General features: G+C 70.6%; 23 protein-coding genes and 1 pseudogene. 16 read left to right on the top strand and 8 right to left on the bottom strand.

Annotation, left to right across the window (positions count from 1 at the left end; genetic code table 11):
- The first annotated feature begins 22 nt into the window (after positions 1–22).
- The gene (locus AC07FN_RS30645; RefSeq protein WP_478398753.1) at positions 23–424 is read left to right on the top strand and encodes an AMP-binding protein; all 402 of its coding nucleotides are present in this window, start codon (positions 23–25) and stop codon (positions 422–424) included.
- A gap of 49 nt (positions 425–473) precedes the next feature.
- Here AC07FN_RS30645 and AC07FN_RS30640 read toward each other — a convergent pair whose 3' ends face one another.
- Both AC07FN_RS30640 and AC07FN_RS30635 read right to left on the bottom strand, forming a co-directional pair.
- The gene (locus AC07FN_RS30640; protein ID WP_478398727.1) at positions 474–1,391 is read right to left on the bottom strand and encodes an aminoglycoside phosphotransferase family protein; all 918 of its coding nucleotides are present in this window, start codon (positions 1,389–1,391) and stop codon (positions 474–476) included.
- 107 nt (positions 1,392–1,498) lie between these two features.
- The gene (locus tag AC07FN_RS30635; RefSeq protein ID WP_478398726.1) at positions 1,499–1,897 is read right to left on the bottom strand and encodes a hypothetical protein; all 399 of its coding nucleotides are present in this window, start codon (positions 1,895–1,897) and stop codon (positions 1,499–1,501) included.
- A gap of 200 nt (positions 1,898–2,097) precedes the next feature.
- On the opposite strand from AC07FN_RS30635, the gene AC07FN_RS30630 reads away from it, so the two are divergent.
- The 5 genes from AC07FN_RS30630 to AC07FN_RS30610 all read left to right on the top strand — a co-directional run bounded on the left by AC07FN_RS30630 (position 2,098) and on the right by AC07FN_RS30610 (position 6,250).
- Positions 2,098–2,637 carry an RNA polymerase sigma factor gene (locus tag AC07FN_RS30630; RefSeq protein WP_452618473.1) on the top strand — a complete coding sequence of 180 codons (540 nt, stop codon included), beginning with the start codon at positions 2,098–2,100 and terminating at the stop codon, positions 2,635–2,637.
- Positions 2,634–3,461: a zf-HC2 domain-containing protein gene (locus tag AC07FN_RS30625; RefSeq protein WP_478398725.1), complete on the top strand. Its 828-nt coding sequence runs from the start codon at positions 2,634–2,636 to the stop codon at positions 3,459–3,461. Before AC07FN_RS30630 ends, AC07FN_RS30625 begins: the two co-directional genes overlap by 4 nt.
- Before the next feature lie 37 nt (positions 3,462–3,498).
- Positions 3,499–4,317: an ABC transporter ATP-binding protein gene (locus tag AC07FN_RS30620; protein WP_478398724.1), complete on the top strand. Its 819-nt coding sequence runs from the start codon at positions 3,499–3,501 to the stop codon at positions 4,315–4,317.
- Positions 4,314–5,669 carry a hypothetical protein gene (locus AC07FN_RS30615; RefSeq protein WP_478398723.1) on the top strand — a complete coding sequence of 452 codons (1,356 nt, stop codon included), beginning with the start codon at positions 4,314–4,316 and terminating at the stop codon, positions 5,667–5,669. Before AC07FN_RS30620 ends, AC07FN_RS30615 begins: the two co-directional genes overlap by 4 nt.
- A gap of 92 nt (positions 5,670–5,761) precedes the next feature.
- Positions 5,762–6,250: a hypothetical protein gene (locus AC07FN_RS30610; RefSeq protein ID WP_478398756.1), complete on the top strand. Its 489-nt coding sequence runs from the start codon at positions 5,762–5,764 to the stop codon at positions 6,248–6,250.
- 237 nt (positions 6,251–6,487) lie between these two features.
- Here the strand turns inward: AC07FN_RS30610 and AC07FN_RS30605 are convergent.
- The 4 genes and pseudogenes from AC07FN_RS30605 to AC07FN_RS30590 all read right to left on the bottom strand — a co-directional run.
- A pseudogene (locus AC07FN_RS30605) lies at positions 6,488–6,544 on the bottom strand (hypothetical protein); the annotation flags it as partial.
- Positions 6,545–6,673: 129 nt separating this feature from the next.
- Positions 6,674–6,868 carry a ferredoxin gene (locus AC07FN_RS30600; RefSeq protein ID WP_478398722.1) on the bottom strand — a complete coding sequence of 65 codons (195 nt, stop codon included), beginning with the start codon at positions 6,866–6,868 and terminating at the stop codon, positions 6,674–6,676.
- A gap of 8 nt (positions 6,869–6,876) precedes the next feature.
- Complete coding sequence (locus AC07FN_RS30595; RefSeq protein ID WP_478398721.1) at positions 6,877–7,692, bottom strand: oxidoreductase; 816 nt, start codon at positions 7,690–7,692, stop codon at positions 6,877–6,879.
- Between the two features lie 5 nt (positions 7,693–7,697).
- A complete protein-coding gene (locus AC07FN_RS30590; RefSeq protein WP_478398720.1) occupies positions 7,698–8,879 on the bottom strand; it encodes a cytochrome P450 in 1,182 nt (393 codons plus the stop codon).
- 170 nt (positions 8,880–9,049) lie between these two features.
- On the opposite strand from AC07FN_RS30590, the gene AC07FN_RS30585 reads away from it, so the two are divergent.
- A complete protein-coding gene (locus AC07FN_RS30585; protein ID WP_478398719.1) occupies positions 9,050–9,754 on the top strand; it encodes a helix-turn-helix domain-containing protein in 705 nt (234 codons plus the stop codon).
- A gap of 7 nt (positions 9,755–9,761) precedes the next feature.
- On the opposite strand, the gene AC07FN_RS30580 is transcribed toward AC07FN_RS30585, so the two are convergent.
- Positions 9,762–10,760, bottom strand: a complete 999-nt coding sequence (locus AC07FN_RS30580) for an AraC family transcriptional regulator (protein WP_478398718.1) — start codon at positions 10,758–10,760, stop codon at positions 9,762–9,764.
- A gap of 125 nt (positions 10,761–10,885) precedes the next feature.
- On the opposite strand from AC07FN_RS30580, the gene AC07FN_RS30575 reads away from it, so the two are divergent.
- From AC07FN_RS30575 to AC07FN_RS30535, 9 genes are all read left to right on the top strand, one after another.
- Positions 10,886–11,923: a TauD/TfdA family dioxygenase gene (locus AC07FN_RS30575; protein WP_478398717.1), complete on the top strand. Its 1,038-nt coding sequence runs from the start codon at positions 10,886–10,888 to the stop codon at positions 11,921–11,923.
- A 68-nt stretch (positions 11,924–11,991) separates the two neighbouring features.
- On the top strand, positions 11,992–12,966 hold the full coding sequence (locus tag AC07FN_RS30570) for a quinone oxidoreductase family protein (RefSeq protein WP_478398716.1): 975 nt from the start codon (positions 11,992–11,994) through the stop codon (positions 12,964–12,966).
- Positions 12,967–13,034: 68 nt separating this feature from the next.
- Positions 13,035–13,919: a TauD/TfdA dioxygenase family protein gene (locus AC07FN_RS30565; RefSeq protein WP_478398715.1), complete on the top strand. Its 885-nt coding sequence runs from the start codon at positions 13,035–13,037 to the stop codon at positions 13,917–13,919.
- Between the two features lie 48 nt (positions 13,920–13,967).
- Positions 13,968–15,020 carry a beta-keto acid cleavage family enzyme gene (locus tag AC07FN_RS30560; RefSeq protein ID WP_478398714.1) on the top strand — a complete coding sequence of 351 codons (1,053 nt, stop codon included), beginning with the start codon at positions 13,968–13,970 and terminating at the stop codon, positions 15,018–15,020.
- A 134-nt stretch (positions 15,021–15,154) separates the two neighbouring features.
- Positions 15,155–16,471, top strand: coding sequence for an MFS transporter (locus AC07FN_RS30555; RefSeq protein WP_478398713.1), 1,317 nt, complete (start codon positions 15,155–15,157; stop codon positions 16,469–16,471).
- A 25-nt stretch (positions 16,472–16,496) separates the two neighbouring features.
- On the top strand, positions 16,497–17,081 hold the full coding sequence (locus AC07FN_RS30550; protein ID WP_478398712.1) for an RBBP9/YdeN family alpha/beta hydrolase: 585 nt from the start codon (positions 16,497–16,499) through the stop codon (positions 17,079–17,081).
- Positions 17,082–17,112: 31 nt separating this feature from the next.
- Positions 17,113–18,195 (top strand): AMP-binding protein, encoded by a 1,083-nt coding sequence (locus AC07FN_RS30545; RefSeq protein WP_478398711.1) that lies wholly within the window; start codon positions 17,113–17,115, stop codon positions 18,193–18,195.
- On the top strand, positions 18,192–18,665 hold the full coding sequence (locus AC07FN_RS30540; protein ID WP_478398710.1) for an AMP-binding enzyme: 474 nt from the start codon (positions 18,192–18,194) through the stop codon (positions 18,663–18,665). The genes AC07FN_RS30545 and AC07FN_RS30540 overlap by 4 nt, the downstream gene beginning before the upstream one ends.
- A 139-nt stretch (positions 18,666–18,804) precedes the next feature.
- Complete coding sequence (locus AC07FN_RS30535; protein ID WP_478398709.1) at positions 18,805–19,179, top strand: hypothetical protein; 375 nt, start codon at positions 18,805–18,807, stop codon at positions 19,177–19,179.
- 143 nt (positions 19,180–19,322) lie between these two features.
- On the opposite strand, the gene AC07FN_RS30530 is transcribed toward AC07FN_RS30535, so the two are convergent.
- Positions 19,323–20,642, bottom strand: coding sequence for an MFS transporter (locus AC07FN_RS30530; RefSeq protein WP_478398708.1), 1,320 nt, complete (start codon positions 20,640–20,642; stop codon positions 19,323–19,325).
- Between the last annotated feature and the right edge of the window lie 44 nt (positions 20,643–20,686).

The following is a 20,686-nucleotide window of genomic DNA, read 5'->3' as shown; positions in this document are numbered from 1 at the left end:
TTGACCAGCGGCCCGTCCAACCATCGAAGGTTGGCTCGCCGAGTACGACGCACGGGACGCCGACGTCGCGTGGCTGCTGTGCGACCGGCACGACCCGAATGCGGTCGCCTTCACCTTCGTCGACACCGACCTGCGGACGCACGACCTGACCTTCGGTGAGCTCGCCGAGCGTTCCCGCCGACTCGCCACCGTGCTCGCCGACCACGAATTGCGGCGCGGCAGCAGAGTGCCGGTGCTCATGGGAAAACGACCGGAACTCATCGTCACGCTCGTGGCGATCTGGCGCCTCGGTGCGGTCCACGTGCCGCTGTTCACCGCGTTCGCCACCGGAGCCGTCCAGCTGCGCGTCGAGGCGGCCGGCGCCGAGCTCGTGATCACCGACCGCGCGCAGCGTGCCTACCGGCGCCAGAAATCGCTGTTATGACGGAAGACCCCGCGTTTCGGCGGGACCTTCCTCGGTGTCATCGGGAAGTTCAACGCGTCGAGCGTTCCAGCATGGCCTGCGCCATGGCAACCTGGCTCGGCGCCAGCGAAGTCGCGCCGTCTTCGACGTCCCACAGGCTGTTCTGCAGCACGCGTCCGAGCGTCCAGCCCGCCGCGCGTTGGCGGTCCAGGCCGAGGGCTTCGGTGAGCAGGTCGAACCGCCGGTGCACGACGCGGATCGGGTCGCCGGTGGCCACCACCGCGTCCCACTCGCTGTCCAGGGCGGGCCACAGGTCGAACCCGGGGTCGCCCGCCAGCGGCTCCGGGTCGATCGCCAGCCACGGTTCCCGTTCGCCGGCGAGGACGTTGCCGTAGTGCAGATCCCAGTGCAGCAGCCGATCACCGGGCTCGTCGACCAGGTCGGCGACCGCGTCGGCGCACGAGCGCAGCATCCGTTGATCGGCCGGGTCGGTCAGCGCCGAAACCGCTTGGGGCGCCTGGGCGAGCATCTCGGCGGCGATCTCGCCAAGCCCGCGCAACCCCTCCGGCGCGGGCACGGCCGTCAACCGGCGCAGCAAGTCGGCGAGGATGCCCATCGCCTCGTCGTCATCCGCGACGGATGTCGGGGTGCGTGAGCCGTCGAGGCGTTCCAGCAGCATCGTGCAGTTCGCCGGATCGTGGTCGAGGAGCCGCACGATCCCGCTGCCGTTCCAGGTCCGCAACCCGATGAGCGCAGCCCTGGTTTCCTCCTTGGGCAGCTGGAACCGCAGCACCGCGCGTTCCCCGCCGGCGCGGACCACGGGCACCACGAGCGAGGCTTCCCCGGCGGCGACGTTCCCGTCGGGAGTGAGGCCCCACTTCTCCAGGTACTCGGCGACCTGGCCGGGCAGTGCGGCGATCCAGGACCTCCCTGCTTCGCTCCCGCCGTAGGACGCCATCAGGGTGTCCGGGACGCCGAACGCGAGCATGTGGTGATTTCCTTTCGGGACAGGGCTTTCCTGCCGGCCAGTGTACGGACCCGCGCGGCCGCGCCGCCGCAAGCGGTGATCGCTGCTTGCGGCGGCGCTGGTTCCGGTCAGGCGTGGGTGACGATGAGGGTGACCCCGGCTTCTCCACCGCAGTCGACGAAGACCGGGCCCACGCCGTTGCCCACGGCGTCGCTCAGCCGGCCCTTCGCGACGAAGCCGCCCGGGTTGGGGTCGACGATGCGCACGTCCTCCAGCACCGGCCTCGTTTCCGAGAAGCCGCTGAGCACGGCCTTGAGGCCGGTCCCGCCGCCGCAATCGCCGGTGATGGTCACCTCCTGGCCCCGCCAAACGGGATTCGGGTCGACCTGGACCGTCGCCCGGGCCCCCTTGGGCGGGACAGGGGCCGCGCCGGACACGGGCGCGGCGAACGCCCCGCTGCTGGTGGCGGTGATGATCGCACCCGCCGCAACGGTCAGTCCGATGGTGGCGGCTTTCTTCTTCAGCACAACGACATCCTCGGGTGTTGGTCCTATTAGGACGAGATCGGTCTCCGTCCCGCCGGAGTACCGTCCGGCGGGATCCGGCCGTAAGTCGTGCCGGTCGCCGCCCCGGGTTCTCCTGCTGTCAAAATGTGATCTGAGCCACTTGGAGAACCGCTGGGTGTCCGCCGGTCGTCTTCCGGGGCGTGAGGGGAAACCGGGTGCCGATGGCTTCGCTGGACGAAGCGCAGCTGGTCGGCCGCATCGCGCGAGGCGACCGCGCCGCCTTCGAGGAGCTGTACCGGCGCACCTCGCCGTGGCTGGCGCTGCGGCTGCGCCGCAGGTGCGCGGACGAGCAGCTCGTCGCCGAGGTCATGCAGGAGACGTATCTCGCCGTGTGGCGCGCCGGCGGCGCGTTCGCGGGAGACGCCGTGGGCGGCACCGCCGTGGGGTGGCTGTGGACCATCGCCGCGCGCCGCCTGGTGGACGGCTTCCGGCGGCAGGCCCGGTACGCGCAGGTGCGTGCGGCCGCCGCGGAGCCGATCAGCGCTCCCGCCGCCGAGGACGATGCGCTGGCCCACGAGGTCGGGGGAACGGTGGGCGACGCGCTCCGGCGGCTGGCTCCGGAGCTGCGACAGGTGTTGCAGGCGATGGTGCTGGACGGGCTGTCGGTCCGGGAAACCGCGCTGCTGCTCGGTGTTCCCGAAGGAACGGTGAAGACCCGCGCCCGGCGGGCGCGGATTGCGATGCGGGAGGCGCTGTCATGAGGGCGCGCGAACACGACGGCGATCACCTCGCGGCCGACCTGGTGCGGCGCTACACCTGCGACGATCCCGCGCTCACGGCCGACGAGACCTGGGCCGTGGAAGCCCATCTCGAATCCTGCGCGGCGTGCCGGGGGCAACTGGCGTCCGGCATCTCCGGTGACGTGGCGGCGCTGCTGGAGGGCGTGTGGGCGGAGTTGGAGCCTGCGGTGGCCGCGAGCGCCCCGCAGCCCGCCGGGAACCGGTGGCTGCGGCACCTGCGCGCCTGGGCGTCGCCGGTGATGCTGCCGTGGTTCGGCATGACCGCGCTCGTGCTGCTGCTGGCCCTCGCGGTCGACACCTGGACCCCGTTGCTGCGCGAGGGATATCCGTCCATGGTGCTGCTGCTCGCGCCGGTGGCTCCGCTGCTGTGCGTGGCGGCGGCCTGGTCTCGCGGCCTGGACCCGGCGCACGAAGTGCTGGCAGGCGCCGCCCGCGGGGGAGTGGAGCTGGTGCTGCGGCGAACCGCGGCCGTGTTGGTCGTGGTCATCCCGATGCTGCTGGTGGTGGGCTGGGCGGCGGGCACGTCGCCGGCCCGGTGGTTGCTGCCCTGCCTGGCTTTCACCGCGGGATCGCTGGCCCTCGGCAGCTTCGTCGGCGTCACCAGGGCGGCCGTCGGGCTCGTCGCGCTGTGGGTCGGGGCGGTCGTGCTGCCGAACCTGTTCGCGGCCGGTTCGCTGCTTCCGCTGGAGCCATCCGCCGCCCCGGTCTGGGGTGCGGCTCTCGCGGTCGGCGCGGTGGTGCTGGCGATGCGCTCGCGGTCCTGCACCCGGCTCGACAGCCCGTGAACACGTAGATCCATTGTGGACATATCAGGAGGAGACGATGGCACGCGCGGTGAGCGCCGAGGAGATCGCGCCCACTACCTACGCCGCCGAGATCCGCGCAGAGGGGCTGCGGGTGCGGGCCGGGCTGCGGCTGGCGGTCGACGGCCTGGACCTGTCGTTCGGCACCGGAGTGCACGGCCTGCTCGGCCCCAACGGCGCGGGCAAGACGACGCTGATGCGCGCCCTGGCGACGGTCGCCCGGCCCGCCGGCGGCACCCTGGAACTGCTGGGGCACCCCATCGGCCGGGGGCACGAGGTGCGCCAGGTGCGCCGGCGGCTCGGCTACCTGCCGCAGAACTTCGGCTTTTACCGGCGGTTCACGCTCCGCGAGTTCACCGAGTACGTGGCCTGGCTCAAGGAGGTCCCGAAGCGGGACCGGCCGGGCGCGGTGCAACGCGCGATCGAGCTGGTCGGTCTGGCCGACCGGGCCGACCACCGGATGCGGACGCTCTCCGGCGGGATGGTGCGACGCGCCGGCATCGCACAGGCCATCGTCAACGACCCGCAGATCCTGCTCCTCGACGAGCCGACCGCGGGCCTGGATCCTGGGCAGCGGTTTCGGTTCCGCGAACTCCTGCACCGGATCGGCCGGGACACCTGCGTGCTGGTCGCCACGCACCTCGTGGAGGACGTCACCGCCGTGTGCGCCGACGTGACACTCATCGACCGCGGCCGCTTGGTGTTCCGCGGAACGCGCGAGGAACTCCTCAGATCGGGCAGCGAGAGCAATCCCGGCGACAGCCCGGCGGAGCGCGGCTACTCGGCGCTGCTGGCCCGGCACCGGGGCGACGCCGAGCGACCCGGGGGCTCCTGGTGAGCGCGCGGATGGTGCGGATCGACCTGCGGCGCTCCAGCGCGTTGGCGACCGGCGCGGCGATCTTCCTGGCAGCGGTGGGGTTGCTGTACCTGCTGACCAACGCTCCGTGGCAGAAGTCCACCGGAGCCTGGTACCTGCAATGGGATTCCTTCGTCTACTACCTGCGCTTCATGCACTTCGCGCTGGTGCCGGTGGCGCTCGGCGGCGGGGCGCTGCTGGGGACGCGCGACAGCCGCAGCGGGGTGGCGGAGTTGTTCGCGTCGGCGCCGCGACCCGCGTGGCAGCGGTCGGTGCACAGCGCCGCGGCGGTCGGCCTGGCGATGGTCGCCGCCTCGGCCGCGATCCTGGTCGTGGGCGGCGTCTCGGTGGTGGCCAACGGCGGCTTCTTCCACCTCGGCTGGCTGCCGGTCGCGGCGGTCGGAGCGCTGTCGCTGGTCGCGGCCGGCTGGCTCGGCATGGGCATCGGCCGGCTGCTGCCGTCGTTGCTGACCCCGCCCGTGGTGGCGGCCGCCGGGTTCGCGGTCCTGATTCGCGCGCATGCCACGACGATCACCGCGGAGTACTACGCCGGGCCGGAGTCGAGCGTGCCGGAACTGCTGACACCGATGCTGGCGGGCACGACGCGCACCGCCTTCATCGCCGTGTCGGACGCGGTGAGCGCGGTGCAGCTCGGGTGGTTCGCCGCGTTGGCGACGACCGCACTCGGCCTGGTGACCGCGAGCCGTCTCGGCACCCGGATCGCCGCGCTGCTGCCCGCCGCGCTCGGGCTCGTGGTGGCGGTGACGGCCTTGCCGCGCGACGCCGACGCCGTCTACGTCCTCAACGGGGAGGCGACGGCGCTGGTGTGCACCGAAACCCGCGACGTGTGCGTCACCCGCGCGCACGCCCACAAACTGGAAGGCCTCACCGGACCGGCGCGAGAAGCCTTGTCCCTGCAGGACGAACTGCCGGATGCGCCGCGTGTCGTCGCGGAGATCCCGTCTCGCGGCAGCGTCCCGCACGTGCCGCCGGGCGTGCTCCCGGTGGACTTCGACGAGCTCGAACACGCCGGGGAGGACTCGCGGTCGGTCCGGATCAGCCTCCTGAGCGGCACCGTCCCGGGATGCAACGAGTGGTACGGCGACGAGTCGCAGGCCGCCCGCACGGTCATCGCGTCCTGGTTCGTCGACGAGTTCACGCCGCCGCGCGCCTACTTCGGCGACGACGACGAGATCCGGGAGCGGGCGGAATCGGCCTGGCGCGCCTTGCGCGCTCTGCCGCCGGAGACCCAGCCTCAGGTGGTCGTGCAACTGCGCGCGGCCATCCAGGCATGCCAACCCGATCCGCTCGCCGTCCTCGCGCCGGGCGGGTGATCCCGGTGCGAGGGCTGGCTTTGTACCTCCGTTCCCGGCGTGTTCCGGCGGCATGCGCGGTGGTCCTCGTCTCGACTGCCGTGGTGTGGGCATTGGGCCGTTGGAGCGCCGATCCGCCGGCCACCGCCCGGCTCGTGGTCGCCGGGCTGGCGCTCGGGATCTCCGTGGGCGCGATCGGTCTCGGCGGCGCGGATGCGGCGCTGGATCGCACCGCCGCGCTGCGCTGGCCTCCTCTGCGGGCGGGGCACGTCGTCGCGCTCGCCGCGGTCGTAGGCGGCGCTTTCGTTGCGGCGCAGTCGATCGGCGAGCAGCCGGTGCCGAACCTCGTGATCGTCCGGAACTGCGCGGGTTTCGCCGGGCTCGCCGCCTTCGGCGCCGCGTTCTTCGGGACGGCCCGCGGCTGGTGGCTCCCGCTGGGCTGGGCGCTGCCTGTCGCCCTGCCGCTTCCCCAGGACACCGCGGCGATGCAGGTGCTCGCCTGGCCGATGGCGGAAGCGGGGACGGCCGCCGCGACGATCACCGCGACCGCCCTCGCCGTGCTCGGCACGCTCACCTACGCGATTCGCGGATACCCCGCATGAAGTCCACGTCGAGGTCGTTCCGGAACGGCCCGCCCGGCTCATCCCGGTGCCGGAACACCGGAAAGCTTGACCTCCCCCACCTCCGCTGAACAGCTGGGAAACCGACGACCTCCCCGGCAACGCGAAACAGGCATTCGGCCGGGTCGGCGGTGGCGAGGGCGCGTTGCAGGGCGCATCGGGCGCCGCGTCGAGGTTGAACGCGGCGACGTGGGGCAGCACGACCGCGCGGGTCTCCGCGTGCGGCAGGTCGAGCATCCCGCCGGGGACGTGGCACAGCTTGTGGTGCAGGCCCATCGTGGTGGCGCCCAGGCAGGCCCCGCACAGCCAGGCGCCGTGCAGCGCCGCGCTCCAGGACGGAAGCAGTCGATATCTGCTGCGGGACCCCGGGCGTCAACCACGGCTGGCCACGAGTTCAGCCGCGCATCACTCGTCCGCCTGGATGGCGCGGGTGGGGCACAGCAGGACGGCCTGCCGCACCGCCTCGTGGGCGTCCGCCGGGGGCTCCGGTTGCAGGAGCATGACGGTGCCGTCCTCGTCGCGCTGGTCGAAGACAGCTGGTGCCGTGAGCGCGCACTGTCCTGCGCCTGCGCACAGCTCGGTGTCGGCGGTGATCCGCACGGGTTCTCCTACTTGATCGAGCGGGTGGCCAGTTCGTCGAATTCGCGATCCGGCAGCGACCTGTTGAGCCGCAGGAGCTCGTCGGCGAGCCGGCCGACCGCGTAGCGGGTGTCCGGGCGGTCGGCTTCGACGGCCTGCCGGATGGCCTCCGCGACGACGCCGGGTTCGGAGCCGTCGCCCAGCCCGGTTTCCCCGCGAAGGGCCATTGCCTCGGCCATGTCCCGATACGGCCCGCCGCCGGAGAATTCCCTCAGCTGCGCGGCAGTCTGATCCTCGAACTCGGTCTTGATGATGCCGGGCTGGACGATCACGACATCGATGCCGAACGGCTCGACCTCCATGCGGAGCGTGTCCGAGAAGGCTGCGAGCGCGTGCTTGGACGCGTAGTACCAGGCGCCGAGCGGCAGCGAGATCTCGCCGCCGATCGACGAGACGTTGACGATCGTGCCGGACCGCTGCGCGCGCATGTGCGGGAGGACGAGCTGGACCAGCCTGGCCGGCGCGAGGAGGTTGACTTCGAGCTGATCGCGCGCCCGATCCAGCGGCACGTCCTCGATCGCGCCGTGCAGGACGGTTCCGGCGTTGTTCACGAGGACGTCGATCCGCTGCTGCTCGTCGAGGATCCTCGCGACCACGCGGTCGAGGTCCTCGCCGTCGCGCGCGTCCATCTCCAGGACGTGGCCGCCGGCGGAGCGGATGGCGTCCATCTTGTGCACGCGCCGCGCGGCGCCGTACACGGTGTGGCCGGCGCGCAGGAGTTCCAGCGCGGTGGCGCGGCCGATTCCCGAGGACGCGCCGGTGACGAGGCAAACCTTGCTGACCACCTCCGCTACACCTCCCAGGTGACGGGCAGCCGGTGGACGCCGTAGATGAGCATGTCGGTCCGCATCGCCACGTCCTCGGCCGGAATCGCCAGGCGCAGCGCCGGGAATCGCGTCACCAGCGCGGGAAGCGCGACCTGCAGTTCCACCCGGGCCAGCTGCTGGCCGAGGCACTGGTGGATGCCGTGGCCGAACGCCACGTGCCCGCTGCTCGCGCGGAGCAGGTCGAGGACGTCGGGGTCGGCGAAGTGCCCGGGATCGCGGTTGGCCGCGGGGATCGAGACGGTGATCGTCTCGCCCGCCTTGATCTGCGCGCCGTGCAGCTCGACGTCCTCCAGCGCGGTGCGGATCGTGAACGGGATGATGCTCAGGTAGCGCAGCAGCTCCTCGACCGCGCGACCGGCGATGCCGGGGTCGTCGCGCAGGACGGCGAGCTGGTCAGGATGGCTCAGCAGCGCGAAGGCGCCCAGCGCGAGCATGTTGGCCGTGGTGTCCAGCCCGGCGCCCAGCAGCACGAACCCGATGTTGACCAGTTCTTCGTCGGTGAGGTCGGTGGCGGTGAGGCCGCTGAGCAGGTCGTCGGTCGGCGCGGCGCGTTTGGCGAGCACCAGCTCGCGGACGAACTCGTGCACCGCACCGTAGGCGGCCGCCAGCTGCTCCGGCGGCGAGTCCAGCCGGAACATGTCCAGCGCGTGCGCCTGGAAGCGCGCCCGGTCCGCGTAGGGCACGCCGAGCAGCTCGCAGATCACCTGCGCGGGGACGGGCTGCGCCAGGGCCTCCACCAGGTCCACCGGGCCGCCGTGCCGCTCCATCTCATCGAGGTGCTGGGCCGTGATGCCCTCGATCTGCTCGGTCAGCCGCCGCATGCGGCGGACGGTGAACTGGCCGGTGAGCAGGCGGCGGTACCGGGTGTGCTCCGGAGCGTCCATGGCGTTGAAGATCCCGGGCGGCGCGGGCCGGTCGCTACCGGGGACGCCGGGAATCGGCGTGTGCCGCAGGTCGGGCCGCACGCTGAACCGCGGATCGGCCAGCACCTCGCGCACCAGGGCGTGGCTGGTCGCCAGCCACCCCTCGTGCCCGTCCGGGTAGCTCAGCCTGCTCAGCGGCGCCTGCTCGCGCAGCTCGGCGAGCCCCTCGGGCGGGTCGAAGGGGCGGTCGGCCGGCCGTGCGGTCGGCAGTGACGGGGTCATGCCGGTCTCCTTCCACGTGATTCGTTCGCGGTGCGCGAAACGCTAGGACCGCATTTCGCGCGTTCGCAACCTGCGAATTCGGTTCTTCCAGGTAGGAGAAGTACGATCGGTGCAATGACGTTGATGCTGAATGCACCGGTGGTGCGACGAGTGGCGGACTGGAGGCTGGGATGCCGGGAGGTCGTCTGACCCACGAGGAGCGCCGACGGGTCGCCGCCGGACTAGCGGCCGGGCTCGGGTACGCGGAGATCGCCCGCGAGCTGGGGCGGCCGAGGTCGACCATCAGCCGCGAGGTCGCGCGCAACGGCGGGGTCCGGGGCTACCGGGCCAACCAGGCGCAGCAGGCGACCGCGTGGCGGGCCCGGCGCCGCAAACCGGGCGGGCACCCGGAAATCCCGGCCACCGGCACCGACGGGCGCGACCCGCGGTCGGTCCGCGAGTTCGAGGAGCGGTTCGTCGACATGATGGTCGAGACGGGGCTTCCGGCAATGATGGCCAGGATCCTCGCCTGCCTGTTCACCAGCGACACCGGCAGCATCACCGCCGCCGAGCTCGTCGCCAGGCTCCAGGTCAGCCCCGCGTCCGTCTCCAAGGCCGTCGGCTGGCTCGAACAGCGGGGTCTGGTCGGGCGCGAGCGCGACGGCCGGCGGGATCGGTACGTGATCGACGAGCACGTCTGGTACCAGGCGTGGCTGGCCAGCGTCGGGTCGATGGCCAGGTGGGCGGACCTGACCCGGCAGGGCGCCGACCTCCTCGGCGGCGCCACCCCGGCCGGGGCCCGCCTGGGCGCCACGAGCCGGTTCTTCCAGCACCTCGGCCGGGACATGGTCCAGGCCGCCGAGCACTGGCGCCAGACCCTCTCCACCCAGCCCTGACGGCGGATCACCGCCGGCTGCGCCACCGGCTGGGACTGCACCCGAACCGGCCCCGGAACCAGCGCGAGAAGTTGCCCGGCGTGGAGAAGGACAGCAGTTCGGCGATCTCCGTCATGCTGTACCGCCGGTTCCCCACCAGGTTCTCGGCCAGTTCGGCCCGCGTCGCGTCGAGGATCGACGAGAACGTCTCGCCCGCGTCGGCGAGGTGGCGGTGCACCGTCCTGCGGTCCACCCCGAGGCTGCGCGCGACCTGTTCGACCGAGCAGCGCCCGGTGGGCAGCAGGATCTCGATCAGCTCGCGGACCCGGCTGGATGTCGTCGTTTCCCCTTGCATATCAAGGGAATCGAGGATCTGGTAGGCGTAGTTGCGCATCAGCGGGTCCGACCGCTTGTTGGGCACGTCGAGGTCGTGGGCGTAGAACGTGATCCCGTTGAACTCCTGCTCGAACTTGGACGTGGGGCCGAAAACCCTCCGGTGGGTGCTCGCGTCGGCCGGTGCGCGGTGCGTGAAGCAGACCGCGATCGGCTGCCAGAGCGATCCGAGGAAATCGCGCAGGAGCCGGTGCAGCGTGCCGAGGGCGAGCTCGGTGGCCTGCCTGGTCTCGGTCTGCTCGCCGAGTTCGAAGCCGACGCGGATGGTCGCCAGGCCGTTGCGCACGACCATGTGCATCCGCAGGGCCTCGTTGTACATGTGCTCGTGGCGGATCAGGATCGTCAGGGCACTGCGGACGTCGGGTTCCTCGCGGATGACCAGGCCCAGCGGGCCGAGATTGGCGAAGCGGCGGCGTTCGGCCAGCTGCAGCGCGAAGTCCTGGTGCCCGGACTCCGCCGCCGACCGTTCGAGGAGGCGCGCGACGGACACGGCCGGGATCCACCGGTCCTGGAGCGCCATCCCGGCCGGGTCGAGTCCGACGCCGCGCATCAGCCGGGTCGGCTCGATGCCGACCGACCGGCTGACCTCGATGTAGCTGTTCAGCGAGGCGTAGCGGGCGAGGGGCTTCATCATCACGCTCCGTGATGTCACCAAGTGATAATCATCGTGTCCCGCGAGGATAAGACCTGGTCCTCGTCGGCGCATAATGTCGCCTCCATCACAGCCGATCCCGCTCCGAGATCCCGATGGAGAACGTCATGGCCGAACCAGCGACGCAGTGCGGCTCCCCGGCGATCGGGACCCCGTCCGCCGATGTGCTGCGGGAGCCGTGCCGGACTGCTGCGGCGTGGCGGGCGACCGACCTCGGCGACCCGGCCGAGTGGTGTTTCGAGCTCTCGCCGTCCCACCTCGACGAGCTGGACTCCGCGCTGAAAGCCGTGCGGAAGAACGGGATCGTGCTCCTCCGGATCACCAGCGAGCGGTTTCCCCTTCCCTCGCTGGGGGCGGAGCTGCGACGCATCGCGCGTGAGCTGGAGGGCGGGCGCGGTTTCGCCGTGATCAAAGGACTTCCCGTGCAGCGGTACGACGATGCCGAGATCGACACGCTCTTCTGGGGAATGGCCCAGTACTTGGGTTTTCCGGTCTCGCAGGACTCCTTCGGGCGCAAGCTCGGCCGCATCCCGGGTGCGGCGGCGGGGCCGGAACCGCGGACGGGCGGCTCGGATGTCGCGGCGCTGCTGAGCCCGCGGCTCGGCGGGCGCAGCACCGTGGTGAGCTCGGCGGCGCTGTACAACGAGTTGCTGGGGCGGGATCCGCTCCTGGTCGAACGGATGTACACGCGCTTCGGGTTCGACCGTTGGGGCGAGCAGCTCCCAGCGGAAATGCCTTACCGCTCGGTTCCGCTGGCGTGCTGGTGCGACGGCAAGCTGAGCGTCCGCTACGCCCGGCGCGACATCGAGTCGGCCCAGCGGTACCCGGAGGTTCCCCGGCTGGAACCCGCCGACGTGGCGCTGTTCGAGCTGATCGACGGGCTCGCGGCCGCGGCCGAATTCCGGTTCGGCTTCGACGTCGAGCCCGGTGACATCCAGCTGTTCAACAACTACGCGGTCCTGCACGCGCACGCCCAGGGCGGCATCGCGGGCCCGGCGGCCGACGACCGCCTGCGCCGGCTCTGGCTCACGCTCCACAATGGACGAAAGCTGCCGCCGGACTTCACCTGGGAGACGGCCGGGTACGGCGGTCCGCGGGGGCGCGGGGGAGTGACGCCCCGGGACGTCATCGCCCGGTCGAACTAACCGGGCGGACAGGGAAATCAACCGAGCAACGGCACGGGCGATGCGTCCGTGCCGCGAAGGAGCACGCCATGGCACGAGCCGTTCGCTTCCACGAGACCGGTGCGCCGGAGGTCATGCGGTGGGAGACCGTCGACGTCGGCGATCCCGGCCCGGGCGAGGTCCGCATCCGCCACGAAGCGGTCGGGCTGAACTTCGCCGACACCTACTTCCGCACCGGCCTCTACCCAGCCCCGCTGCCCGCGGGCATGGGCGTCGAAGCGGCCGGTGTCGTGGAAGCCGTCGGAGCCGGGGTGGAGCACGTCCGGGAAGGGGACCGGGTCACGTACACGGGCAGCCCGCTCGGGGCCTACAGCACCGAGCGGGTGATGCCCGCCGCGCCGCTGATCGCGCTTCCGGACGAGATCGGCTTCGACACGGCCGCCGCGATGACCATGCGCGGGCTCACCGCTTCCTACCTGCTGCGCCGCATCCACCTGCTGCGGCAGGGGGACACCGTCCTGCTGCACGCCGCGGCCGGGGGAGTGGGCCTGATCTTCCTGCAGTGGGCGAAGTTGCTGGGGATCAACGTGATCGGCACGGTGTCGACGGAGGCGAAGGCCGAGGTCGCGCGCGCTCACGGATGCGACCACGTCGTGCTCTACAAGCAGGAGGACGTGGCCGCGCGGGTCCGGGAGATCACCGACGGGGCGGGCGTCCCGGTCGTCTTCGACAGCATCGGCGCGGCGACCTTCCCGTCCTCGCTCGATTCGCTCGCCCGGCGCGGCCTGCTGGTGTGCTTCGGCACCGCGTCCGGACCCGTCCCGCCCATCGACGCGATGCAGCTCGCCATCAAGGGATCGGTGTTCGTCACCCGCCCCGCGCTCGCCGACTACATCGCCGATCCGGCCGAGCGCGCGGAGCTGGCGGGGGAGCTGTTCGGCCACGTCGCCGGCGGGCGGATCCGGATCGGCATCAACCAGCGCTACGCCCTCGAAGACGCGGTGCAGGCCCATCGCGACCTCGAAGCGGGCCGCAGCATCGGGTCTTCGGTCTTCTCCCTCTGACGCAGCGAATCCTCGCCACCGCAACGGTTTCCGGGCGACGGCGCGACCAACCAACCCGAGGAGGAATCATGTCCAACGCAGTCCAGACGGCCCGGCCGACCACGATCGAGCACGAGCCGCTCACGTGCACCATCGGCGCCGAGCTGTTCGGCGTCGACCTCGGCGACGTCGCGCACGACGACGCGCTGTTCGCGAAACTGCACGCCTTGCTGCTCAAGCACAAGGTCCTGTTTCTGCGGGACCAGGACATCAGCCGGGCCGATCACGTGGCGCTCGCCCGGCGCTTCGGATCACTCGAAGACCACCCGGTGGCCGGCAGCGATCCCGACAACCCGGGCCTGGTGCGGATCTACAAGGACCTCGACAGCCCCGCCGAGCACTACGAGAACGCCTTCCACTGCGACGCCACCTGGCGGGAGAACCCGCCCATGGGATGCGTGCTCCGGTCCGTGGAAGGTCCGGCGGTCGGCGGCGACACCATCTGGGTCAACATGGCCGAGGCATATGCGAAGCTCCCCGACCACATCAAGAGCCAGATCGAGGGACTGCGCGCCAGGCACAGCATCGAGGCCAGCTTCGGCGCCGCACTGTCGATGGAGGAGCGCCACCAGCTGAAGGCGCGATTCCCCGACGCGGAACACCCGGTGGTGCGCACCCACCCCGAAACCGGGGAGAAGGTCCTCTTCGTCAACGCGTTCACCACGCACTTCGTCAACTACCACACGCCGGAGAACGTCCGCTTCGGAAGCGACTACGCCCCCGGGGCGAGCAACCTGCTCAACTACCTGATCAGCCAGGCCGCGATCCCGGAGTACCAGGTGCGCTGGCGCTGGACCAAGAACAGCGTCGCGATCTGGGACAACCGGTCCACGCAGCACTACGCGGTCCAGGACTACTGGCCCGCGGTCCGCAAGATGGAGCGCGCCGGGATCATCGGCGACCGGCCGTTCTGACCTCCCTCCGGGATTTTCGTTCCGCCGCTTTGGAAAAGGAGAAGAACGATGCACTTCCACGACGACTCGCTGTTCCCCGAGAACCAGGAGAAGCTCGTCATCACGGCGGCCCCCTACGGGCCCGAGTGGGAGCCGGAGGACTTCCGGGAGGACCTCCCGCTGACCATGGACGAGCACGTCCAGCAGGCGGTCGACTGCTACAACGCCGGGGCCACGGTGCTGCACATCCACGTGCGCGAGCTCGACGGCAAGGGGTCCAAGCGGCTGTCGAAGTTCAACGAGCTGCTGGGCCGGCTGCGGGAAGCCGTCCCCGACATGATCCTGCAGGTGGGCGGCTCGATCTCGTTCGCGCCCGAAGGCGAAGGCGCCGACGCCAAGTGGCTCAGCGATGACACCCGCCACATGCTGGCCGAGCTCGACCCGGCCCCGGACCAGGTCACCATCGCCATCAACACCAACCAGATGAACATCATGGAGTTGATGACCGAGGACGACACCGCCGGGACCTCGCTCGCGCGGCCGGCGGTGGCCGAGGCGTACCGCGAGATGTACGTGCCGGCCGGCCCGGCCTGGGTCGAGGAGCACCTGAAGCGGCTCCAGGCGGCCGGCATCCAGCCGCACTTCCAGCTGGCCAACATCCCGCAGCTGGAAACCGTCGAGCGGCTGATCCGGCGCGGTGTCTACACCGGACCGCTGATGGTCACCTGGGTCGGCATCGGCGGCGGGTTCGACGGCCCCAACCCGTACAACATCATGGAGTTCATCCGCCGCGTCCCCGACGGCGCGGTGCTGACGCTCGAAACCCTCATGCGCAGCGTCCTGCCGGTCAACGCGATGGCCATCGCCATGGGGCTGCACACCCGGTGCGGCAACGAGGACACCATCTGGGGGCGCAAGGGCGCGAAGCTGACCTCGGTCCAGCAGATCGAGCAGCTGGTGCGCATCGCGGGCGAGCTCGGCCGCGAGGTGGCCACCGGCAAGGAGGCCCGCGAGATCTACAAGATCGGCGAAACCTACGCCGACGCGGACGAGACCCTCGCCAAGATCGGGTTCGCCCCGAACCGCAAGCCGGGGCAGGTCGGCTTCACGCACCACGCCTAGCGGCCGGAGACCACCGGACGCAATTGGGGGAGGCCGGGGCGCGGCGCCTCACGAGGGCCCGCGCCCCGGCCCCGGATCTCGCCAGGGGGACGGGTTTTCCACCGGACGCACCAGCAGCAAGCCGAGGAGTGACAATGAAGTCGCACGCTCTGCCCGCCCGGGAACTCCCCAGCGGGACCGCGGCCGCCAAGCCGCGGATCTACCCCTGGGTCGTCTTCGCCCTGACATTCGGGCTGTTGCTGTCGGACTACATGTCCCGGCAGGTTCTCAACGCGGTGTTCCCCTTCCTGAAGGCCGAGTGGGCGCTGCCCGACTCCCAGCTCGCCTTGCTGACCAGCGTCGTGGCGATGATGGTCGGCCTGCTCACCTTCCCGCTGTCGGTACTCGCCGACCGGTGGGGGCGCGTGCGCAGCCTGGTGCTGATGGCGACGATCTGGAGCCTCGCGACGGTGCTGTGCGCGATCGCGGCCGACTACGGCCAGCTGCTCGGCGCACGATTCCTCGTGGGGGTGGGAGAAGCAGCCTACGGCAGCGTCGGCATCGCGGTGGTGCTCAGCGTGTTCGCGCCCCACGTCCGCGCCACGTTCGGCGGCGCGTTCATGGCCGGCGGCTCGTTCGGCTCGACGATCGGCGTCGCGCTCGGCGGCTTCATCGCCGTCCACTTCGGCTGGCGCTGGTCCCTGGCGTTCATGGCCGTCGTCGGCCTGGTCCTGGTCGTCCTGTTCCGGTTGGTCGTCACGCAGCGCAGGCTGGATCAGCACCGGTTCGAGGACGAGGCCGCCGTCGAGCCGGGCGCGACCGGCGGATACCGGGCTCCGCTGTCCAGCCTGTTCTCGAACGCTTCCGTGCTCTGCGCCTACGTCGGAAGCGGCTTGCAGATGTTCGTCGCCGCCGTGCTGCTGGCCTGGACGCCCAGCTACCTCAACCGGTATCACGCCATGAGCCCGGACGCAGCCGGATTCGTCTCGGCGATCCTGGTCCTGCTCATCGGCGCCGGGATGATCGTCTGCGGCGTCATCACGGACCGGGCCAGCCGGCGGCGCCCGGAGCGCAAGTGGACCACCTCGATCGCCTACGGCGCGGCCGCCGCGGTCCTGCTGATCATCGGTTTCCAGTTGCCGGAAGGCGTTCCGCAGCTCGTCGTGATCGGCTGCGGCGCGTTCTTCTCGGCGGGCGCGTCCGGGCCCGCCACCGCCATGGTCGCCAACCTCACGCACGCGTCCGTGCGGGCCACCGGGTTCGGGTCGCTGACCCTGGCGAACAGCCTCCTGGGCCTGGCCGCGGGGCCGTTCGTCATCGGTCTCCTGGCCGATCGCCTCGGCCTGCTGGGGGCGCTGCAACTCGCCCCGCTGGTCTACCTCGGAGCCATCGCGGCGCTGCTGGTCGGGAAGCACTGCTACCCGGATGCGCTGCGGCGGCTCGCGGCATTCGACAGACGTCCTTCGGCCTGACCGAAGCGCAAGATCGGAGCAGTAGTTGAACAACCCCGAAAACCCGACCGTCGTGATCGTCCCGGGCCTGCGGGACCACGTGGCCGACCACTGGCAGACCCATCTCGCCGGGAAGCTGCCGAACACCCGCACGGTGCCACCGCTCGAACACGACAAGCTCAGCCGGGAAGCCCGGGTCGCAGAACTCGACCGCGTCGTGGCGGACATCGAGGGGCCCATCGTCATCGTCGCGCACAGCGCCGGGGTGATGATCACCGTCCACTGGGCGCAGCGGCACGCGCGCGAGATCCGGGGTGCCCTGCTGGCGACCCCGCCGGACTTCGAGTCGCGGCTGCCCGACGGCTACCCGGTAGCGGACGACCTGTACCGCAACGGTTGGCTGCCGACGCCGCGCGAAATGCTCCCGTTCCCCAGCATCGTCGCGGCGAGCACGAACGACCCCCTCGCGCGGCTGGCTCAGGTGGCCGAACTGGCCCGGGACTGGGGCAGCCGGCTGGTCGACCTCGGCGCGGTCGGGCACCTGAACCCCGCCTCGGGGTACGGGCCATGGCCGCGGGCCGAGGAATTCGTCCGCGAGCTCGCCCGGACGCACGAAGACGCCGCGCACTGACACCGCCGAACCACGACGTAGGAGACGAAGCGTGCTGAACCTGGCCATGTTCCTCGACGACTCCGCCCGCAGGTATCCGCGGCGCGATGCCCTGGTGTGCGGTGACCGGAGGCTGAGCTACGCGGAGGTCGGCGCGCTCGCCAACCGGATCGCCAACCTCCTGGTCTCCCGGGGGATCCGGCCGGGCGACAAGGTGGCGGTCACCTGTCCGAACGTGCCGGAGTTCCCCGCCGTGTACTACGGGATCCTCAAGGCCGGTGCGGTCGTCGTACCGCTCAACGTGCTGCTCAAGGAACGGGAGATCGCCTACCACCTGGCCGATTCGGACGCCCGGGCGTACTTCTGCTTCGAGGGGGATCCGAGCCTGCCGACGGCGGAACGCGGCCGCGCCGCGTTCCGGCAGACTCCGGGCTGCCGGGACATGTTCGTCATCACGGCCGACAGCACCGCACCGGCCGGGGAGACCGAGACGCTGGCGCAAGCGCTGTCGGCCCAGCCCGCGGAATTCGAGACCGTGGTGCGGGAGGCGACCGACACCGCGGTGATCCTCTACACCAGCGGCACGACCGGGCGGCCGAAGGGCGCCGAACTCACCCACGCCAACATGGTGATGAACGCCCTGACGGCGAACCAGATGTTCGGCAGCACCCCGGCGCAGCACGGCACGCACCTGGTCGCGCTGCCGCTGTTCCACTCCTTCGGCCAGAGCATCGACATGAACGCGGGATTCTCCGTCGGCGCGACCCTGGTCCTGCTGCCGAGGTTCGAAGCACGGGCGGCGCTGGGGCTGATGGTCGGCGAGGACGTCACGGTGTTCGCGGGCGTCCCGACGATGTACTGGGGCCTGCTCGGCGCGCTCGGCGAAGGCGTCGACGTCGAGCGGATCGCGCGGAACCTGAAGCTGGCCATCTCCGGTGGCGCGGCGCTACCGGTGGAGATCCACTCGCGGTTCGAGCAGCGCTTCGGCGTCCGGATCCTCGAAGGCTACGGCCTGTCCGAGACGTCACCGCTGGCCCTCTTCAGCCCGCGCGGGCAGACGCCCCGGCCGGGCTCGATCGGCCTGCCGGTCTGGGGTGTCGAGGTCGAGCTGGTCGATGCCGGTGGAACGCGGTGACCGGAGCCGACGAGGTGGGCGAGATCGCCATCCGAGGCCACAACGTCATGAAGGGCTACCTCAAGCGGCCGGAGGAGACGGCCGAGGTGGTGCGCAACGGCTGGTTCCGCACGGGCGACCTGGCCCGCAGGGACGGCGACGGCTTCTACTACATCGTCGACCGGGCCAAGGACATGATCGTCCGAGGAGGGTTCAACGTCTACCCGAGGGAGGTCGAAGAGGTGCTGATGAGCCACGAAGCGGTCTCCCTCGCCGCGGTCGTAGGAGTCGAGAACGACAGTCACGGCGAGGAGATCAAGGCGTTCGTGATCCCGGCGGAGGCGGCGAAGATCACGGAAGAGGAGCTGATCGCCTGGTCCAAGGAGCAGATGGCGAGCTACAAGTACCCAAGACTGATCGAATTCGTCGAAGCACTACCGATGACGGCAACGGGAAAAATCCTCAAACGACAACTGACCCGGACCCCGTAGGAGCGAATCACCATCGGAGCTCGTGTTCGTCAGCGCTTCTGGCTACTGCTGTGCGGAAATCAGAGGGACGGCGACGTCTCCGAGCCGATGAGCAACCCAGCGGCGCGCGACGCGGCCCAGCGCAGTGAGGAGAGATTCAGTGTCGGACGAGAAAGGGCGTATCTTCCGAGAGGTGTGGATCGCCGGGGTGCACAAGCACTACCCCGGAGAGCCGAAGCCCGGCTACATCGCCCCGTGGGAAGAGACGCCCGATTGGGAGCGCGCCAGCGCTGCAGCCGTGTACCAGCAGGTGCACGACTTCATCCTCGCGACCGAAGGCAGCACGGCCAAGCTCAGCCGCGAGCAGAAGGGCCGCTTCGTAGCCCTTTGCTGGATCGGGCAGATCTTCAAGCACTTCGACGACCCCAAGCCCGCCTACGTCGCGGACTGGGACGCCATGCCTGAATGGCAGAAGGAAACCGACTCCGACATCTTCGAGCGCATCGAGCAGGACGTACCGGTCCGTACGTCCTGATGATCTTCGAAGGAAGCAGCGCTCGCCCGGGCATGCCGGGGCGAGCGCTGCTTCATAGGCGGACACTGTCCGTAGGACGTCTGCGAGCCGCGACTCCGCATCTTGATTCTTCGATTCTTTCGGCAGGTTGATCCCTGCTGGCGTCAGTGGATTGTGGTCAGGTCGTTGTTCTTGGTTTCGCGGGTGGTCAGGAGGACCGCGCCGCTGAGGATGGCGAGCGCGATCAGGAACCCTCCCACCGGGACGATCGCGTTGCCCGACGATGCGGCCAGGGTCGCCAGGATGACCGGTGTGAAGCCGCCGCCGAGCAGGGTTGCGAGCTGGTAGCCGAGCGAGGCGCCCGTGTAGCGGGTTCGGGTGCCGAACTGCTCGGAGATGTACGCCGCCATCGGCCCGTACATGGCGCCGTGGCAGAACGTGTACAGCGTGAACGCGGCGGTGACGGTCGCGAAGTTCCCCGTCGTGAGCAGGCCGAGGATCGGGAACACCAGCATGATCATCGCCGCTAGTCCGAAGAGCATCACCGGGCGCCGGCCGAGCCGGTCGGACAGCCGGGCGTAGCCGAGGGTGAAGAAGATGGCGAAGAACTGGCCGATCGCGAACGCGAGCAGGGCATCCGGTTTCGGCGTGCCGTGTTCGACGGCGTAGGTGATGCCGAAGGTGGTGAACGCGGTCTGCAGGGCGAATCCGGCCAGGCAAGCGAACGCCGCCACCACCACGGCCTTGGGTCGCCGCAGCACCTCGATGATCGGCGGGACACCGGGCTCGTTCTCGGCCCGTTCGGCCGCGGCCCGGAAGATCGGGCTTTCCGAGACCTTGGCGCGCACGAAGAGGCCGACCGCGAGCATGACGGCCGAGAGCAGGAACGGGATTCGCCAGCCCCACCGCATGAACTCGTCTTCGGGCAGCAGCGCGAACAGCGTCATCACTAGCGTGCCGAGCACGGCTCCGGTCGGGGCACCGGCGTTGGTGAACGCGGCCATGTAGCCCCGGCGCTTCGGCTCGGCGTGTTCGAGCGCCATCAGCGCGGCCCCGCCCCATTCGCCCCCGATGGCGATGCCCTGGAGCACCCGCAGGGCGACGAGGATGATCGCGCCCCACGGGCCGATGGCCGACGCGGGCGGAACGAGTCCGATGAGGACCGATGCCACGCCCATGACGGTCATGGCCAGGACGAGCATCGCCTTGCGCCCGGCCCGGTCGCCGAAATGTCCGAAGAGGACACCGCCGAGGGGGCGGGCCAGGTAGCCGGCCGCGAACGTGCCGAGCGAGGCGATCGTGCCGACGGCGGGCGGGAGACCGGCGAAGAACACCGGCCCGAACACGAGCGACGCTGCGGTGCCGTAGAGCAGGAAGTCGTAGTACTCCAGGGTGCTGCCGAGGTAGCTGGACAGCACGACCCGGCGCGCCTCCGTCGCGCGTTCGGGCGCCGAGAGCTGCTCGGCCGCAGCAGAAGCACTCATGGGACTCCTTAGGTGAGGTGCGGAGGAATGAGGGACGCGCAGAA

This window comes from Saccharopolyspora sp. NPDC045941, from assembly GCF_056431445.1.
Note: the sequence above shows the minus strand (reverse complement) of the source record. Positions and strands in the feature narration are given on the sequence as shown.

What these genes read in the sequence shown, in the direction of transcription:
- AC07FN_RS30530 (WP_478398708.1), bottom strand. Translation starts at nt 20,642, where the DNA reads ATGAGTGCTTCTGCTGCGGCCGAGCAGCTCTCGGCGCCCGAACGCGCG.
- AC07FN_RS30625 (WP_478398725.1), top strand. Translation starts at nt 2,634, where the DNA reads ATGAGGGCGCGCGAACACGACGGCGATCACCTCGCGGCCGACCTGGTG.
- AC07FN_RS30630 (WP_452618473.1), top strand. Translation starts at nt 2,098, where the DNA reads ATGGCTTCGCTGGACGAAGCGCAGCTGGTCGGCCGCATCGCGCGAGGC.
- AC07FN_RS30585 (WP_478398719.1), top strand. Translation starts at nt 9,050, where the DNA reads ATGCCGGGAGGTCGTCTGACCCACGAGGAGCGCCGACGGGTCGCCGCC.
- AC07FN_RS30560 (WP_478398714.1), top strand. Translation starts at nt 13,968, where the DNA reads ATGCACTTCCACGACGACTCGCTGTTCCCCGAGAACCAGGAGAAGCTC.
- AC07FN_RS30640 (WP_478398727.1), bottom strand. Translation starts at nt 1,391, where the DNA reads ATGCTCGCGTTCGGCGTCCCGGACACCCTGATGGCGTCCTACGGCGGG.
- AC07FN_RS30570 (WP_478398716.1), top strand. Translation starts at nt 11,992, where the DNA reads ATGGCACGAGCCGTTCGCTTCCACGAGACCGGTGCGCCGGAGGTCATG.
- AC07FN_RS30620 (WP_478398724.1), top strand. Translation starts at nt 3,499, where the DNA reads ATGGCACGCGCGGTGAGCGCCGAGGAGATCGCGCCCACTACCTACGCC.
- AC07FN_RS30590 (WP_478398720.1), bottom strand. Translation starts at nt 8,879, where the DNA reads ATGACCCCGTCACTGCCGACCGCACGGCCGGCCGACCGCCCCTTCGAC.
- AC07FN_RS30580 (WP_478398718.1), bottom strand. Translation starts at nt 10,760, where the DNA reads ATGATGAAGCCCCTCGCCCGCTACGCCTCGCTGAACAGCTACATCGAG.
- AC07FN_RS30565 (WP_478398715.1), top strand. Translation starts at nt 13,035, where the DNA reads ATGTCCAACGCAGTCCAGACGGCCCGGCCGACCACGATCGAGCACGAG.
- AC07FN_RS30575 (WP_478398717.1), top strand. Translation starts at nt 10,886, where the DNA reads ATGGCCGAACCAGCGACGCAGTGCGGCTCCCCGGCGATCGGGACCCCG.
- AC07FN_RS30555 (WP_478398713.1), top strand. Translation starts at nt 15,155, where the DNA reads ATGAAGTCGCACGCTCTGCCCGCCCGGGAACTCCCCAGCGGGACCGCG.